This is a genomic window from Gemmatimonadota bacterium, from assembly GCA_016712265.1.
Lineage (GTDB): Bacteria > Gemmatimonadota > Gemmatimonadetes > Gemmatimonadales > Gemmatimonadaceae > RBC101.
On sequence record JADJRJ010000028.1, the window covers coordinates 178,533 to 193,422 of the forward strand.

13 protein-coding genes are annotated in these 14,890 nt (G+C 67.0%); 4 read left to right on the forward strand and 9 right to left on the reverse strand.

The genetic code is table 11. The annotated features are described in order from the left end of the window. Positions 1–25 precede the first annotated feature (25 nt). The 3 genes from IPK85_07720 to IPK85_07730 are packed head-to-tail and all read left to right on the forward strand — an operon-like array spanning position 26 to position 2,805. Entirely contained in the window at positions 26–1,588 is a 1,563-nt protein-coding gene (locus tag IPK85_07720) for a M28 family peptidase (protein MBK8247265.1), read from the forward strand. Positions 1,589–1,627: 39 nt separating this feature from the next. Next, the gene (locus IPK85_07725; GenBank protein MBK8247266.1) at positions 1,628–2,032 is read left to right on the forward strand and encodes a hypothetical protein; all 405 of its coding nucleotides are present in this window, start codon (positions 1,628–1,630) and stop codon (positions 2,030–2,032) included. Next, on the forward strand, positions 2,026–2,805 hold the full coding sequence (locus tag IPK85_07730) for an HTTM domain-containing protein (protein MBK8247267.1): 780 nt from the start codon (positions 2,026–2,028) through the stop codon (positions 2,803–2,805). The genes IPK85_07725 and IPK85_07730 overlap by 7 nt, the downstream gene beginning before the upstream one ends. Positions 2,806–2,991: 186 nt before the next feature. On the opposite strand, the gene IPK85_07735 is transcribed toward IPK85_07730, so the two are convergent. The 6 genes from IPK85_07735 to IPK85_07760 all read right to left on the reverse strand — a co-directional run bounded on the left by IPK85_07735 (position 2,992) and on the right by IPK85_07760 (position 10,276). Next, positions 2,992–3,954, reverse strand: a complete 963-nt coding sequence (locus IPK85_07735) for a glycosyltransferase family 2 protein (GenBank protein ID MBK8247268.1) — start codon at positions 3,952–3,954, stop codon at positions 2,992–2,994. Positions 3,955–3,964: 10 nt separating this feature from the next. Continuing rightward, positions 3,965–5,485: a glycosyltransferase family 39 protein gene (locus IPK85_07740; protein MBK8247269.1), complete on the reverse strand. Its 1,521-nt coding sequence runs from the start codon at positions 5,483–5,485 to the stop codon at positions 3,965–3,967. Between the two features lie 158 nt (positions 5,486–5,643). Continuing rightward, positions 5,644–7,695 carry a response regulator gene (locus IPK85_07745; protein ID MBK8247270.1) on the reverse strand — a complete coding sequence of 684 codons (2,052 nt, stop codon included), beginning with the start codon at positions 7,693–7,695 and terminating at the stop codon, positions 5,644–5,646. Between the two features lie 147 nt (positions 7,696–7,842). Next, positions 7,843–8,463: a hypothetical protein gene (locus IPK85_07750; protein ID MBK8247271.1), complete on the reverse strand. Its 621-nt coding sequence runs from the start codon at positions 8,461–8,463 to the stop codon at positions 7,843–7,845. A gap of 186 nt (positions 8,464–8,649) precedes the next feature. Continuing rightward, positions 8,650–9,150 (reverse strand): paraquat-inducible protein A, encoded by a 501-nt coding sequence (locus IPK85_07755; GenBank protein ID MBK8247272.1) that lies wholly within the window; start codon positions 9,148–9,150, stop codon positions 8,650–8,652. A 100-nt stretch (positions 9,151–9,250) separates the two neighbouring features. Then, positions 9,251–10,276: a hypothetical protein gene (locus IPK85_07760; protein MBK8247273.1), complete on the reverse strand. Its 1,026-nt coding sequence runs from the start codon at positions 10,274–10,276 to the stop codon at positions 9,251–9,253. Between the two features lie 90 nt (positions 10,277–10,366). On the opposite strand from IPK85_07760, the gene IPK85_07765 reads away from it, so the two are divergent. Next, positions 10,367–11,584, forward strand: coding sequence for a GGDEF domain-containing protein (locus IPK85_07765; GenBank protein MBK8247274.1), 1,218 nt, complete (start codon positions 10,367–10,369; stop codon positions 11,582–11,584). A gap of 6 nt (positions 11,585–11,590) precedes the next feature. Here IPK85_07765 and IPK85_07770 read toward each other — a convergent pair whose 3' ends face one another. From IPK85_07770 to IPK85_07780, 3 genes are all read right to left on the reverse strand, one after another. Next, positions 11,591–12,640, reverse strand: a complete 1,050-nt coding sequence (locus IPK85_07770) for a methyltransferase domain-containing protein (GenBank protein ID MBK8247275.1) — start codon at positions 12,638–12,640, stop codon at positions 11,591–11,593. 283 nt (positions 12,641–12,923) lie between these two features. Continuing rightward, entirely contained in the window at positions 12,924–13,961 is a 1,038-nt protein-coding gene (locus IPK85_07775; GenBank protein ID MBK8247276.1) for an amino acid dehydrogenase, read from the reverse strand. Then, the gene (locus IPK85_07780) at positions 13,958–14,875 is read right to left on the reverse strand and encodes a creatininase family protein (protein ID MBK8247277.1); all 918 of its coding nucleotides are present in this window, start codon (positions 14,873–14,875) and stop codon (positions 13,958–13,960) included. The genes IPK85_07775 and IPK85_07780 overlap by 4 nt, the downstream gene beginning before the upstream one ends. Positions 14,876–14,890: the final 15 nt, after the last annotated feature.

A 14,890-nucleotide genomic window follows, 5' to 3' on the forward strand; every position in this document is an offset into this window, starting at 1 on the left:
CTGAGACCTCCAGCGTTGCCCTCCTGTGTCCCTGCGTCCCTTCGTCCTCCTTCTGGCGGCTGCAGCCGCTTGCGGCACGCCCGCTGCCACCGTGCAGACGGCACCAACCAGCTCCAGCATCTCGCCCACAGCAGAAGAGCTGCGGCGCGACATGCTCGTCTTCGCCTCCGATTCGTTCGGCGGTCGTGAGACGGGTACCCCGTACGCCCACAAGGCGGCCGTGTGGATTGCGGACCGCGCGAAGGCCCTCGGCCTCGAGCCCGGTGGGGACAGTGGGTACTTCCACCGCGTGCCGATGCAACGCGCGCAGCTTACGCCGGGGACGCTAACGGTCACTCCCCCTTCCGGGGCAGCGACCAAACTCGCCTTCGGCCCCGACCTGGCATTCCTTACCGCGCTCGGACCCGGTGCGCCATTGCCGAAGAACAAGGCCGATGCCGAGATGGTCTTCGCCGGTTATGGCGTCGTCGACACTGCCCTCAAGCGCGATGACTATGCCGGGCTTGATGTGGCCGGGAAAGTGGTCGTTGTCGCCGCACTTGTTCCCCCCGAAGTGCCTGCCGCGGATCGCAAGCGATGGGAAGATCCGCAGGCGATCTTTAATCGACTCGGCCCTGCGCTCGGGCGCGGACCGGCAGCCATTGTGCTGCTCCTCCCCGACTCGGTCTACGGACTCGCGGCCGGCCAGTTCTCCGGCAACCAGATCTCGGTCGGCTCGGCCGCCGCCGAGGCGCGGCAGCCGAATCGGGTCTTTCCGCTGATGGCGTTCGCCCCGTACCGGGACGATTCTCCGTTTGTGCCCGCGGGATGGCGGACGGCAGGGAAGTCCCAGGCCATGCCCGGGTCACGCTTCGCGGCGAGCTACGAAGAGGCCCAGTCCAACTTCAACGGGTATAACGTCGTGGCCATTGGTCGTGGGAGTGATCCTGCGATGCGGAACACATACGTCGCCTTTGGTGCGCACTACGACCACATCGGCGTGAGCAAGGGCGTGCGCGGCGACAGCATCAACAACGGCGCCGATGACGACGGGTCGGGGAGTGTCACCCTGCTCGCGATTGCGCGGAGCTGGATGCAGGGTCCCCGTCCCAAGCGTTCGGCGCTGTTCGTCTGGCACATCGGGGAAGAGAAGGGGTTGTTCGGCTCCGAGGTATTCACGAACCACCCGACCGTGCCGATCGACTCCATTGTGGCGCAGCTCAATGCCGACATGATCGGCCGCAATCACCCCGACTCCCTGTACATCGTGGGCCCCGGGGCGGCACCCAATGGCCAGAGCGCCATGCTGGGGAGCATCGTGGATTCGGTCAACACGGCCACCTCGGCCCCCTTCCGTTTCAACCGCGAGTGGGACACGACAACGCACCCGGAACGCATCTATTACCGGAGCGATCACTACAACTACGCGCGGAAGGGGATCCCGATTGTCTTCTTCACGACCGGGTTGCACGGTGACTACCACAAGGTCAGCGACGAGGCGGCGCTGATCGAATACGACAAGATGGCTCGTATCGGGGACCTGATGCTCCGGACCGGGGTGGCGCTCGGGAACCGCGCGACGCGTCCGCTCGCGGGCAAGGTGCAATAGCGTCCGCCAAAGCGCTTGGCGACGCCCCACGCACGCACGATGCTGGCGACCCTGCTCAGGCTGTTCGTTCCGTCCTGGCGTTTCTTCGACGCAACGACGTCGGGGATCAGGCTTCGGGTGCGGGTCACGAAGCCCGCCACGGGAGCAGGGCCGTGGGTCGACGTGCTGGCACCCCGAGCGCGACGGGTGTGGCACGTCGTCTGGAACCCGGAGGGCAACCGGACGCTCGCCGCGTATGGCCTGCTGGAGCGGTTGCTGCTGGACGCGGCGGATGGGGATGAAGGATCGCTACGCACGTCCCTCGCGCTGGTCACGGAACTCGCGCGGGGTGAGGCACAGCGGCTGGGGCTCGTTGCCGCGGGTGGTACCCTGGAGTTCGCGATTGTCGACGCGGCTCCTGACGCACCTGCGGAGCTGGTGCGCTCCGAGGTGATCGTGTGCTGACGCTGCCACCGGAATACGTCGCCTTGCGCCGCGTTGAGGTGCTGGCGTCCGTGGCGATGCTCATCGGTACGATGGAACTGCTCGCGGTACGCGCACACTGGGGCGACCGTGGCACGTGGCGATGGTCCATCTTGCGGGACGAGCTGGGGTTCGCGCGCTGGGCTCTCGCGACGCGTCCGTTTACCACGTTGCTCCTCGCGCGACTGCTGGCCGCGGCGTGGTTGCTCAGGGAACCGTCGCTGGTGGCGATGGCCGTGGCTTGGGTGACCTCCCTCGCGGTCAACGTGCGGTTTCGCGGAACGTACAACGGCGGGAGCGATCACATGCTGATGATTGTGCTCAGCGCCCTGCTGATCGGCCGAGTTGGCGATGCATCCTCCATTGTGGTGCGCGTGGCCGTGGTGTGGATCGGCGTCCAGGCGATCTTCTCATATACGATTGCCGGCGTGGCCAAGCTGCGCGATGCCCAATGGCGCAGCGGGACGGCCTTGCCGGTCCTGCTGGCGATTCCAGCCTATGGCGTCCCGGCGCCGATACGGGCGCTGCTCCAACGTCCCGGCATCGCGCGAGCCGCGACCTGGGGTGTGTTGGTGTTCGAGTGCGGCTTTCCGCTGGTGTTGCTCGGGCCGCGGGCGGCAGCGGTCGGGATCGTCGTGGCCGCGGTGTTCCATATCGCGAATGCGTGGGTCCTCGGGCTAAATCGATTCCTCCTCACCTGGGCAGCGACCTGGCCGGCGTTGGCATACGTCGCGGGGATCACGGGTCGAGGGTAGCGGCATTCGGAAGGTGGCATCGCGGGGAGGTGGCGCCACCTCCCCACAATGCCGGGACTTCATGCCGCGCGAGTGCGCGCTTGCTCGAGGTGGCACAGCGTTCGCCAGAGGCCCTCCAGGCGATCGCTGCGCGAAGGAATGCCTAACGGCCACTGTGCTCGGTACCGATCACAGCTGAAGGAGGGACTACGCCCGATCCGCTGGCGGTGCCTCGATCCCGATCCGCTTCTTTACCAGGTAGATCGGGCGACGCTTGGTCTCCTCGAACAGCCGCCCGATGTACTCGCCGAGGATGCCGAGGCAGATCAGCTGCACGGCGGACGAGAAGAGCAGGACGAGGATGATCGAGGTCCAGCCGCGCGACTGGTGCGGGTTGTAGCCGGCGATGGGAAAGTTGCCGATGTACTGCGCGAGCACCACCAGTCCGACGAGGATGGCCAGCGCGGCGACCACAAAGCCGAGCAGCATGATCGCCTGCAGCGGACGATAGCTGAAGTTGATGATGCCGTCGCTGGCCAGCTTGAACAACTTGCGCAGCGTGTACTTGGGCTCGCCGGCAAAGCGGGCCGCGCGCTCGTAGGCGAGGCCGGTCTGGCGAAAGCCGACCCAGGTCCGCAGGCCGCGGATGAACCGGTTCCGTTCGGGCAGCTGGTTGATGGCCTGGACGACCTCGGCGCGCATCACGCAGAAGTCGCCGGCGTCGAGCGGAATGTCGAGGGTGGCCAGCCGCTTGAGCAACCGGTAGTACACGTGGTACGCGATCCGCTTGAAGAGCCCTTCCTTGCGCTTGGTGCGGATGGCGTAAACAACGTCCATCCCTTCGCGGACCTTGTTGATGAAGGGGAGCAGTTCCTCCGGCGGGTCCTGCAGGTCGGCGTCGATGACGCAGACAATGTCGCCGCGCGCGTGGTTGAGCCCGGCGGTCACCGCGGGCTGGTGCCCGAAATTGCGCGAAAGTGAGATGACCTTGACCCGCGGATCCCGGGCGGCGATCCCCTCGAGGATTTCCAGGGTCCGGTCGCGGCTGCCGTCATCCACGACGATCAATTCCCAGTCCTCACCCCAACCCGGCGCCGCACCTGCCACGCGGCGATGCAACTCTTCGAGGCCGTCTTCTTCGTTGTAGGCCGGGACGACCAGCGAGATCATGGGAGGGCAGTCATGGTGTCGAGGTGCTGTCCCGCTGGAGCAACGTGAACCGCCCCATCGGGCGGGCGCCCTGCAGCTCGGGGACCAGCGAGGCCGGACTCCCCGGATAGTAGTAGTCGAGGCTGTCCGTCGGGAGCAAGACGACCGAGCCCTGGTAGCGTTCCATCACCTGCAGCAGCTCGGCCTTGCCGGGATACGCCGGGGACATCGCGCCGCGGCCGGTGTGATACGTGAAGAAGTAGGGGACCTGGGTGACCGCCCGGGTGCCCGAGGGCATCGCGGTCGCAGCGGCATTCATGGCCTCCCGGAGCGCGGCGTGGTCCGCATTCACCTGGGGTAGCGAGCGCAGCATGCGGAAGTCCTGGGGGATCACCCCTATCGCCAGGTACAGCGCGACCGGTGCGAGGTACCACCAGCGGCGGGTCGCAGTGGTGCCGGGCACCGCAGCGACCAGCAGGATCGAGAGCAAGGCGGACCCCACGCTGAAGTACCTGATCTCGATGCTGTTCCCTCGAATCGCGAGGGTCCCGACCAGGATCAGCCAGAGCAACCCACCGGCCGCCAGTTCCGGCAGCCACGCCGAGCGTCGCACGGCGAACGCACCCACGCCGAGCGCAGCAAAGAGGGCCAGGGCGACCAGCTTGTCCCACTCGGCGAGGCCTGCGCCGATGCGATACAGCACGACGGGGAATCCCGTCGCGGCCGATCGCGCGACGCCGACCGGGTCCTGGCGCATGACCTCGCCGGTGCTTGGCGGGGGCTGGAGACTGCGATAGAACTGGTCTTCGTCGCGGCCCGTGCGTTCGGCATGGTACCGCAGCAGCAGGTAGTACGACGCGTCCGACGCGAACGGGCTTCCCCGCACTTTCGCGGTGTGGACCAACCACGGGAGCATGACCATCGCTGCTGTGCCGGCGACCAGCAGGCCCCGTCGGATCGAGGTGCCCCAGCCGTGGCGGGCGAGAGACCAAAGGGCAACTGCCGGCAAGGCTACGGTCGCCGTGGAGCGAACGAGCCAGGCCAGGCCGAACAGGAGCCCGGCCGCCACCCAGTGCCAGGTGGCGCGGGCATGGAGGAGCACGGCGAACAGGCACAACACGAGCCCGGTGGCCAGTGCGTCGGGGAGGCCGACAAACGACAGACGCCAGTTGGCCGGAAAAAGCAGCGCACTCGCGCCGGCCAGGACCGGGAGCCATCCCTGTCGATCCTTGACCACATGACGGGTGATGCCCCATGCCCCGATCGCGATCAGCCCGGCGCCAAGGATCGACACGACCAGCATCGCTCGCGCTGCATCGAGGCCGGCGAGGGCCATCACCCCGGCCGTGGCCGTCGGATATCCCGGATTGGCGTTGTGGAAGTACATCGGGAGCTGTTCCGGGTTCAGGAACAGCAGCCAGTTGGCGTCGTTCACATAGCCGTGGCCCGCCAGCAGGTTGCGGGCGACGATGCCGATGTAGGCCGAGTCATGGAGGAAGCCGCTCGAGATCGACGCATCAGTCGGGATGAGCACCAGACGCGCCGCCAGCACGACGCCAAGAAGCAGCGCGCCGGTGGCCGACGGGGTAAGGCGTGAGCGGGGAGGGCGATCCAGTCGTCAGGCTCCAGGATTCGAGACGTGAGCTGAGGACAAGCTAATGACGGCCAACACTCGCGGGCTGTGACATAACCCCAGTGTAAACCGCCAGGCTACTTCGGCGACTGGACCAGGCGCACCATGTCCCGAAGCTCGTCCGCACTGTACGGTTTCGCGAGAAAGCCGGCCGCACCTCCAGGGACGGCTTCCGCCGACTCCTGCGAGTAGCCGCTCATGAGGATGACCATCACCTCGGGGTCCAGCAGGCGAAGTTCGCGGAAGGTCTCCCACCCGGAGAGCTCGGGCATCGTGAGGTCCAACAGCACGAGGTCAATTTCCGGTCCGCGTTCCGCGTAGACATCGAGGGCCGTGCGCCCGTTGTTCGCGGTCAGCACGTCGTAGCCATCCCGGCGGAGCACGCGCTCGGCCACGGTGGTGGCCCCCGGGTCGTCGTCCACGATGAGGATGGTTGCCGGTGTGCTCGCGGGGGAGGGCGTCACCAGGGAGGGTTGGCCTGGGGCGGCCGGCAGCAACACCGATACGATGGTCCCGCTGTCGGGCTGCGAGGCGACGCGGATGGCTCCCCCATGTCCGCGAATGATTCCCAACACGGCGGCCAGGCCGAGTCCCCGTCCGGGTCCCTTGGTGGTGAAGAACGGATCGAACAGTCGTGAGAGCGCGGTTGCCGACATGCCCGTCCCCGTGTCGGACACCTCGAGGACGAGGTAGTCCCCCTCCGGGACGTCCATCCCGACATGCGCGCCGTTGAGCCAGGCGCGGGTGGCGAACATGCGCCGCGTGCGAATGGCAATGGTCCCCTGGGCGTCGCCCAGGGCATCGGAGGCGTTGGTGATCAGGTTCATCACCACCTGGCGGAGTTGTGTGGCGTCGGCGCGCACGGGTGGGAGGTCGTCGCGCAGGTCCGTGGTGACCTGGGCCTTTTTGGAGACGACCGCCGTGAGCAACCGGCCCATCTCGCGCACCAGGCTCGAGAGGTCCACGGGTTCGATGACAAACCTTCCCTTGCCAGAGTAGGCCAGGAGCTGCCGCGTCAGCTCGGCAGCCCGTCGCGCGGCCAGCTGCAGGTCGTTGAGCAACGGCACGGCCGGGGAGTCTGGCGGCAGATCCTCGAGGGCGAGCGAAGCGTTGCCCAGGACCCCCACCAGGAGGTTGTTGAAGTCGTGGGCTACGCCGCCGGCCAGCACACCTAACGATTCCAGCTTCTGGGTGTGGCGCACCTGCTCGGCCACGCGTGCGTGTTCTGCCTCCGCGGCACGGCGTTCCGTGACGTCCACGAGGTACCCCAGGAAGTGGGTCGCCTCGCCGTCCGCGTTGCGCACCACCTTGGTGAAGTCGGTGACGATGCGGGTCCGTCCGTCGCCATGGGCCAGGCGATACTCCTGCTCGAACCAGGTCGCGCCGCGCGCCACGTGTTGCTGCACTTCAGCAGCGACCCGGGCCACGTCCTCGGGTGCCACGATGGATACGTAGGGGATGCGCCCCGACAGCAGTTCGGCCGGGGGGTGGCCGAGGACGGCCTCCACGTTCGGCGAGACGTATTCGACCGGCCATCCGTCGCTGTTACGCCACTTGAACACGACTGTTGGGCCGGCCGCGAACAACTGGCGTTCTTCCTGGAGCTCGCGGTCGTTCTCGCGCCAGTCGAGGGCGGTGGCGATCTCCCGGACGATCAGCTGGGCCACGTCCACTTCCTCTGGCGTGAAGTGCCGCGGCATGCAGGTGTAGATCATGAACTTGCCCCACACCCGCTCACGCCCAACCAGCGGCAGGAACAGCATGCCACGGATTCCCTCGGCGCGGATCGAGTCGATGTAAGGCGCGAGGGTAGGGTCGAGGTCGACGTCCGGGGACTGGATGGGCTCTGCGTCCAGGTCGCGCGGCGTCCACGGGGAATGTCCGTCCACGGCCGCGCGGTACTGATCCGAGACGCCGCGCCATGCGACGAACCGACACACCTCGTGGTGATCGAACAGGAGCATCGAGGCCCGTTCGACCTGCAGCGCGGTGGCTAGCGCGTCCATGGCGTGCGAGTACAGCGCCTCGAGGGACGACTCGCGCGACAGCGCGGCCACCACGTGCGCGATGAGGTCCCGCGGGTGGGGGAGTGGCGTGCGGTCGGGACCGGAAAGCAGCGCGGAGGACATGGGCGTCGACAGGTGCGGGCTCGCGTTGCACAAGCTGAGAGCCGCCGCCCACGCGCACAAGCCACGGACCGTTAGACCTTGCTCATGCGCCCTGCCAGGGGTGAGGCGATCGAGCGCATCCCAGCCGCTCGATCGCCACGGGGAGGCCTACTTCTTCACCAACTGGTCGACCATGACGTCGAGCTGGTGGTTGATGCGCACGCCCCAGATGCCATCGGTGCGGGCGGTGTACCCTGCCTTGGGGGTGGAGTGGACCATGGTGCCGTTGATGTAGTAGTCGATCTTGTCTCCACCCACGCGCACTTCCAGCGTGTTCACCGACGATCCCGTGCCTTCGGGCTTCTTGATCGCGTCGTGCGGGGTGCGGCCCTGCACATCGTGCGTTGCCGCGTTGCCCCCGCGGTGCTTCACGATGTACGTCCCGTTCTGGCCAATCAGGAAGTAGACGTAATTCTGTGTGGAGTCAGCGAGGTTCGCCCCGCCAAACACGAGCCCGTAGTAGTTGTTGTGGCCGCTGGGCTTGTTCAGCATGAAGCGGCCGGACAGCGTGTAGTTTCCGCTCGCCTTGTTGTCATCTTTCCAGAGGACAGCGGCGGGGCCTCCAACGACGTGAAATCCCCCTCCCATTGCCATGACCTTGACGTCGGGCGTGTTGTCGGGATCGGAGGCGCTGGTGCTTCGGTCCAGGCGCATGTGCCAACCGGCGGGGGCCTGGGCGGCGAGGGGGGCGGCGAGCAGGGTCGCCGCAACGGCGAGACGATGGAACATGAGGGGGCTCCGGTGAACGGCCACGGGGGCCGGTGAGTGGTTCAGGGTGGAACATGACGGGAGGGCCGTGGGCTGGCTAGCCGCTGCCCATCTTGCGCGAGGCCACTGGCTTGCGCACCCATGAGGCCGTCTGCCGTCTGCCGTCTGCCGTCTGCCGTCTGCCGTCTGCCGTCTGCCGTCTGCCGTCTACCTCGTCGCCTCGGCTCCGTCCAGCTCGAGCAGCTGGAACGCGAGGTTCGACACCAGGCAGTAGCCCACGAAGTAGTAGAACCCGGAATCGATCACTGCATTGAGGTTGTCCGTGGCGACGGCGGCCAGATAGGCGATGAACACGCCCACCACAAAGACGTCCGCCATCGACCACTTGCTGAGCGAGCGGACCGTCAGGTACAGCCGACGGCGGCGCGCGACGTCCTTCATGGTCAGTATCACGAAGAACGCGATCGCCTTGAGGAACGGGATCGTCACCGAGAAGAGCAGGATGAGCCCGGCGACGAAGGCGTTGCCCGAGTTCCACAGACTGCGCACGGCCTCGATGATGCTCTGCGTTTGGCGGAAGATCTCCCGCGTGTTACCGAGCAGGGAGATCGAGGCCGTGATGGTCATCATCGGCTGCAGCAAGCCGGGGATCAGCAGTGCAAGCGAGACGATCGTGAGGGTGATGGCGATGCGGTTGCGCGTGCTCATGGCGACGGGAGGAGGGGCCACCAAGCATAGCATCTCCATGGGGGGACAGCGATGGGCGGCGACCTCCAGCGATCGGCGCCCACAGCTGTCGCTGCCGGCGTCAGAACGTCGGGGCGCCGACGTCGCAGGTCGCCTTCGTCCACAACACCCCCCTCGGCACTCCGTTCACGTCGACGGCGGCGAGTACGCTCCCGCAGGCGTTTACGGCGATGGCCGTCGAGCGCGTTTCTCCGGGATAGCGCAGGGTCGTCCCGACGCCGTTGAACGAGGTGTAGGCGGTCGGGACCACCACCCGGTTGATGATGGGGCCCAGGTAACCCACGGCCCGACCGCCAGCGCCGACCGCCGTCAGGTGGAAACTGCCAGCGGAGAACGGTCGCGTGATCGGGGCATGGGAAGACCAGATCTCCCCTCCACTCAGGATGACCGCGCCGCCCGGCGTCACGCCAATGCCTTGCTGCCCGGGTCGTGAAGACAGCACGATGGGGGCGCCGCCAAAGCGGGCCCACGGATACTTCACACCGTTGACCATGGTGTATCCGGACGTGTTGCGTTGGATGCCTACGCCGGAGGCCTTCGTCTCACGCAAGGACCCACTGGTACTTCGAAGGCTCCCGAGCCCTGGCCACCACTCGAAGGCCTGATAGACACTCGAGCTGTTCTCCGAGCTCCCAACCACAATGCCAGAGTCATTCACGTCTGTCGGGAACTCCCGCTTTCCGCCAAAGCTGGGGAGCTGAATGGGAATCGCCTGAAAGCTGTCCCAGTACGCGCCTCTCAGCACGAAGTGGCCGACATGGAAATGTCCCACGACGCCACCCCGATTGTTGATGGCCGTGGGCCAAGTGGATTGGGCGCCATTCGGTGTGGGCAGGCGTCGCAAGGTGGAACCTTGTTGCACGTACGCATTCAGGTCTCCATCGCGACGGCCGATGACCGCACCAGCGTCGTTCATGTCGTACGGGTAGTCGATCTGCAACACCGTTGGGGTGTAGGCATTGGGATCGAATGCCAGCGCCGCGGGCGCGGCGGGGGTGTTTCGGGCGTGCGGACTGGTTGATGCGTCGGCGCAAGCGGCGACCACGGCAGCGGTCGCCAGGGCGACGCATCGGGCGGTTCGGGACATGGGTGGCTCGAGGTAGGTGACACTCCCTCATCGGAATTCGTCCCTGATGAATGACACAGGACGCCCCATGGGGGTGTCCCCGACCAGCCCATGGCCTCTCCCTCGCCCACCTCCCTCCTGCGCATCGACGCCGCGTCGCCGTCCCTGGCGGAGCGTTGGCGCCGCTTCTGGGACCCGCCCGAGCAGTTTCTGCTCGACGCCGGCAACGAGGGAGAGGCGCTCATTGGTCGCATCCGGATCGGGCTCACCGGAGTCCTGCTGCTCATCCCGCTCACGAGCATCATGGTGGCGCCGCGCTCGGAGTGGCACGAGCACATCATTGGCTTTGTGGTCACGCTCTTCGCGTTTGTCATGGCGATCGCGGTCTACTTCATGATCCGGCGCGACCTGCGCCAGCCATGGCTGCCGATGGCGACGTCCCTGTTCGACGTGACCCTCATCAGCGCGGCCAACCTCTCGTATGCCTTCGTCGCCGACCCGCACCAGGCCACGAACAGCAAGGTCACCTTCGATACGTACTTCATCGCGCTGGGGGCGACTTGCCTGCGCTATGACAAGCGCGTGGCGGCCGTCGCCGGCGCGACGGCCATCGTCCAGTACGCCGCGAACCTTGCGTTCATCTACTCCAACTGGTCGATGCAGACGTCCATGTCGGCCGGGAACATCTTCAATCCGTACGGCCGGTTCCAGTGGACCGACCAGGTCTCCCGGATCATCCTGCTGTTGACGGCCACCGCGCTGTGCGTGTTCATCGTCGGCGGCATCCAGCGACAGCGTCAACTCTCGAATGCGGACTCCCTCACTGGAGTCTTCAACCGCCGGTTCTTCGACGACTACTTCGCCGCCGAGATGGAGCGTGCGATGCGCTTTCGGGGGTCCGTGGCCATCGCGATGATCGACGTCGACCACTTCAAGCAGTTCAACGACCGGTTCGGCCATGCCGCCGGCGACGTAGCCCTGCGCGGGGTCGCGCGGTCCCTGCAGCTCGCCGTTCGGCGCAGCGATCTCGTCGCCCGGTACGGGGGAGAGGAATTCGTGGTGCTCTTCCGCGAAGCGTCGCTGGATCAGGCGGTTGAGCTGGTGGAGCGGATTCGCCAGGAGATCCAGTCGGTGCCGCACACCATTGGGGACGCTCGGCCGGTGCATGTCACCGTCAGCGCGGGCGTGGCCTCGTGGCCGGAAGACGGGCCGACCACTGGCGACATCCTCGCCACCGCCGATCGGCGACTGTTCATGGCGAAGGATGCCGGGCGCAACCGGGTCATCGGTCGGACCAGTGCCCCCGCGGCCGCCGCGCGCTTCGCCTAGCGGGCCCTAACAGCAGCTCGACGAGGGAGTCGTCCCCGTCGCGAAGGGCAAGCCGCCTCCACAGCCGGCGAACACGCCGTAGTGGCGCGAGAAATCTCCGATGAAGGCGAAGTGCGACGCAAACCGCGTCTCCCGCAACATGCGCCAGGTGTTGCCGCACACGGGAAAGACCTTGCCGGTCTCGATGTCGTGGTGCTTGTCGAGGATGAACCGGTCCTGGCTGCCCTCGATCGTGCCCCGGTAGATCACGGCCTGGCCGTAGTCCTCGCATTGGCTCTCGAGGGCGTCGATTTTGAAGAGCCGGTAGGTCGCCGAGAAAAAGCGCAGCGGCCCCACTCGGGCGGCGAGGGCGGTGTCATCAATGGAAAGCGGGCGATCGGCCACCAGCCGCGGGTCGCGGAACCCTGCGTCCTTCGCGGCATCGAGGAAGTCGTTCCAGTATTGGGCCCCGCCCAGGCACTCGCCGTACAACAATGGGTCCTGACGCACGGCTTCCGGCACACGGCGATCCGCATAGACATCGGCGAAGTACATCTCACCCCCCGCGCGCAGCAGCCGCGCCGCGCCGCGCAAGACGGCCCCCTTGTCGGTCGCGAGGTTCACCACGCAGTTGGAGACGACGACATCGAACGACCCGGGCCCGAGCCCGAGCTGGTCGAGCGACTCGATCTGCCCATCCACAAACCGGACATTCGATCGCGCAAAGCCGAACTGTTGCCGATGGAACTCCTCGTGCTCCCTGGCCACGGCCAGCTGGCTCGGTGTCATGTCGACCCCGACCACTTCTCCTTCGGGGCCCACGAGCTGGGCGAGCAGGTACACGTCACGGCCAGATCCGCAGCCGAGGTCGATCACCCGTTTGCCTCGCAACTCGGTTGGGGCGACCAGCCCGCAGCCGTAGTACCGGGCCGTGACCTCCGGGTGGATCCGGCCGAGCATGGCCTTGAGGTAGTCCGGCAGCACCTCGGGGTCGCAGCAGGCGGAGGTCCGGAGGTCGGCCGAGGACTTGAGCTGCTCGCCGTAGTAGTCGCGGACGATGTCGTGGGTCGGGGTCATGGGGCAGGCTGACAAGGGGACGGAGAGCGCCTGAGGGCTACGTCGCTCGCGCACCCCCGGATTGGGAGTAGCCGTGAGAGGGTTCGCGGGTTCCCGAGCGACCCGCGGGCGCACAACGTGTCTCGATGGAGCTGGGGCAGGTCCCGTCCAAGAACGGATGCAGCATGACCAGCACGAGCAGCATGAGCAGCACGAGCAGTACGAGCGGGCAGCACGGGCAGCAGGGAGCACCGGTCGCTTGCGTCTCGTCTCCCCGGACGCTTGACCTGCTCGCGCCTGCCGTCTACCCCTCGCGCAGCCTCGCCTCCGCGTACCGGTCTGCCGCCTCGGCCGTCGTGACCCCATCGCGGCTGGCCAGGTCGAGGACGGTCAGCAAGGTGTCGTGGATGTTGTGGACGCGCGCCGCCATGCCGTCCGGGGTCTCGCCGAGCAGCGCGATGCTGCCGCTGATCACCCCGCCAGCATTCACAATGTAGTCAGGAGCGTACAGAATGCCCCGCGCGGCCAGCGCGTCCGCGTGGTGCGGTGCCTGCAGTTGGTTGTTTGCCGCTCCGCACACCACCGCGACGCGCAGTCGCGGGATGGTGACGTCATTCAGGACCGCCCCGAGGGCGCAGGGGACGAACATGTCCCCGGGCTGGTCGTAGATCTCGTCGGGGAGCACGTTGGTGCCGTCCACGGCAGACGCTGTCTGGGCGGCCCGCACCGGATCGGCGTCGGTCACGACCAGGCGCGCCCCAGCGGCGCGCAACAGCTGCGCCAGGTGGCTGCCGACGTTGCCGCATCCCTGCAGCACCATCGTCCGGCCCGTGAGGTTCGCGTGGCCCCAGCGGTGCATGGCACACGCTTCGATGCCGCGCAGCACTCCCTGCGCCGTCCAGGGTGAGGGATCGCCGCCCTTGCCATCGATCCCGGCGATGTGCCGCGAGACCGTGGCCGAGACCTCGAGGTCCGCGGGCGAGACCCCGACATCCTCCCCGGTGATGAAAGTCCCACCGAGGCGATCGACAAAACGCCCGTGGGCGCGGAACAGGTCCGCGCGCCCCTCCTGGCGCCGCGGGTCGCCGATGATGACGGCCTTGCCACCCCCGAGCGCGAGGCCGGCGGCAGCATTCTTGTAGGTCATCCCGCGCGACAGGCGCAACACGTCGAGCAGCGCGTCAGCAGTGGTCGCGTAGGGCCAATATCGCGTGCCGCCGGTCGCCGGGCCAAGCGCCGTGCTGTGCACGGCGATGATGGCGCGGTAACCGGCGGCAGGGTCCTGACAGAAGACCACCTGCTCGTGCCCCATCTGGGGCACGAGGTCAAGCGGGTGGGTCATGCGCCGGGGCGCTGGCGCGGCGGCGCGGGCAGGGTGCCCTTGTTCGCAATTGCCTTGTTGATCGCCTCAACCGTGATGGTCGCCCGGAACTCCACGATCTGCTTCGCCCACTCGGTGGCCTTCTTGCGATCGGCGAGCGAGACACCATTGATCGTCGCCTTCCCCGCCTTGACGCGCTCGTCGTAGCGGATCGACTTGGGGTCGTCGATGAACATGTTGAGGGCAATCACCGGGTCGTCGTGCAGGTTGTCCGAAGCGCCATCGACGAGGCCCTTCGTCTTCATGTGGGCCTGCGCGCCAGCATAGTCGTAGTACTCCTGCACGTGGGCGACGACGGGTGCGCCCTGCCAGATCTTCGTCAGCGAGTCGGCCACAGAGCGCTGGCCGCCCTGGTTGCCGCCGCTGTCGCCGATCAGGATGATGTTCTTGAAGCCATGCTGCTTGAGGCTGGCGACCACGTCCGTCAGTACGGCCCGAAAGGTGTTCTCGCGGAGCGAGATCGTCCCCGGGCTGGTCATGTGGCTCGACGGCGGCTCGATGTTGCCCTCCGGCACCAGCTTGATGATCGGCGCACAGAGCGCATTGCCCAGCTTGCGGGCAATGGCCTCACAGTTCGTGTGCAAGACGTAGTTGTGCTTGCCGGTCACAAGCCACGGGCCGTTAGGTTCCTGGCCGCCCGTCGGGATGATGATCGTGGTCTTGCCTGCCTTGATGGCGTCGCGCACGTCCATCCACGTCATCTCCTCGAGCCAGATCGACGGATTCGGCGGGAGGGGGTTGGGCGCGTCGGGGCAGTTGTACGGGTTCTGGGCGCACTGGCCGCCGCCCATCGAGGGCGGGCCCTGCGGCTGACGTTGCTGCGCACCGGCGGTGGTCGCGACGAGCGCGACGGCGGCGAGGACGATCCGTTTCATGAGCGTGGGGAGAGG

Excerpts from the sequence above, each read along its gene's own strand:
- IPK85_07750 (MBK8247271.1), bottom strand. The coding sequence starts at position 8,463 with ATGTTCCATCGTCTCGCCGTTGCGGCGACCCTGCTCGCCGCCCCCCTC.
- IPK85_07745 (MBK8247270.1), bottom strand. The coding sequence starts at position 7,695 with ATGTCCTCCGCGCTGCTTTCCGGTCCCGACCGCACGCCACTCCCCCAC.
- IPK85_07755 (MBK8247272.1), bottom strand. The coding sequence starts at position 9,150 with ATGAGCACGCGCAACCGCATCGCCATCACCCTCACGATCGTCTCGCTT.
- IPK85_07760 (MBK8247273.1), bottom strand. The coding sequence starts at position 10,276 with ATGTCCCGAACCGCCCGATGCGTCGCCCTGGCGACCGCTGCCGTGGTC.
- IPK85_07775 (MBK8247276.1), bottom strand. The coding sequence starts at position 13,961 with ATGACCCACCCGCTTGACCTCGTGCCCCAGATGGGGCACGAGCAGGTG.
- IPK85_07770 (MBK8247275.1), bottom strand. The coding sequence starts at position 12,640 with ATGACCCCGACCCACGACATCGTCCGCGACTACTACGGCGAGCAGCTC.
- IPK85_07735 (MBK8247268.1), bottom strand. The coding sequence starts at position 3,954 with ATGATCTCGCTGGTCGTCCCGGCCTACAACGAAGAAGACGGCCTCGAA.
- IPK85_07725 (MBK8247266.1), top strand. The coding sequence starts at position 1,628 with ATGCTGGCGACCCTGCTCAGGCTGTTCGTTCCGTCCTGGCGTTTCTTC.
- IPK85_07780 (MBK8247277.1), bottom strand. The coding sequence starts at position 14,875 with ATGAAACGGATCGTCCTCGCCGCCGTCGCGCTCGTCGCGACCACCGCC.
- IPK85_07765 (MBK8247274.1), top strand. The coding sequence starts at position 10,367 with ATGGCCTCTCCCTCGCCCACCTCCCTCCTGCGCATCGACGCCGCGTCG.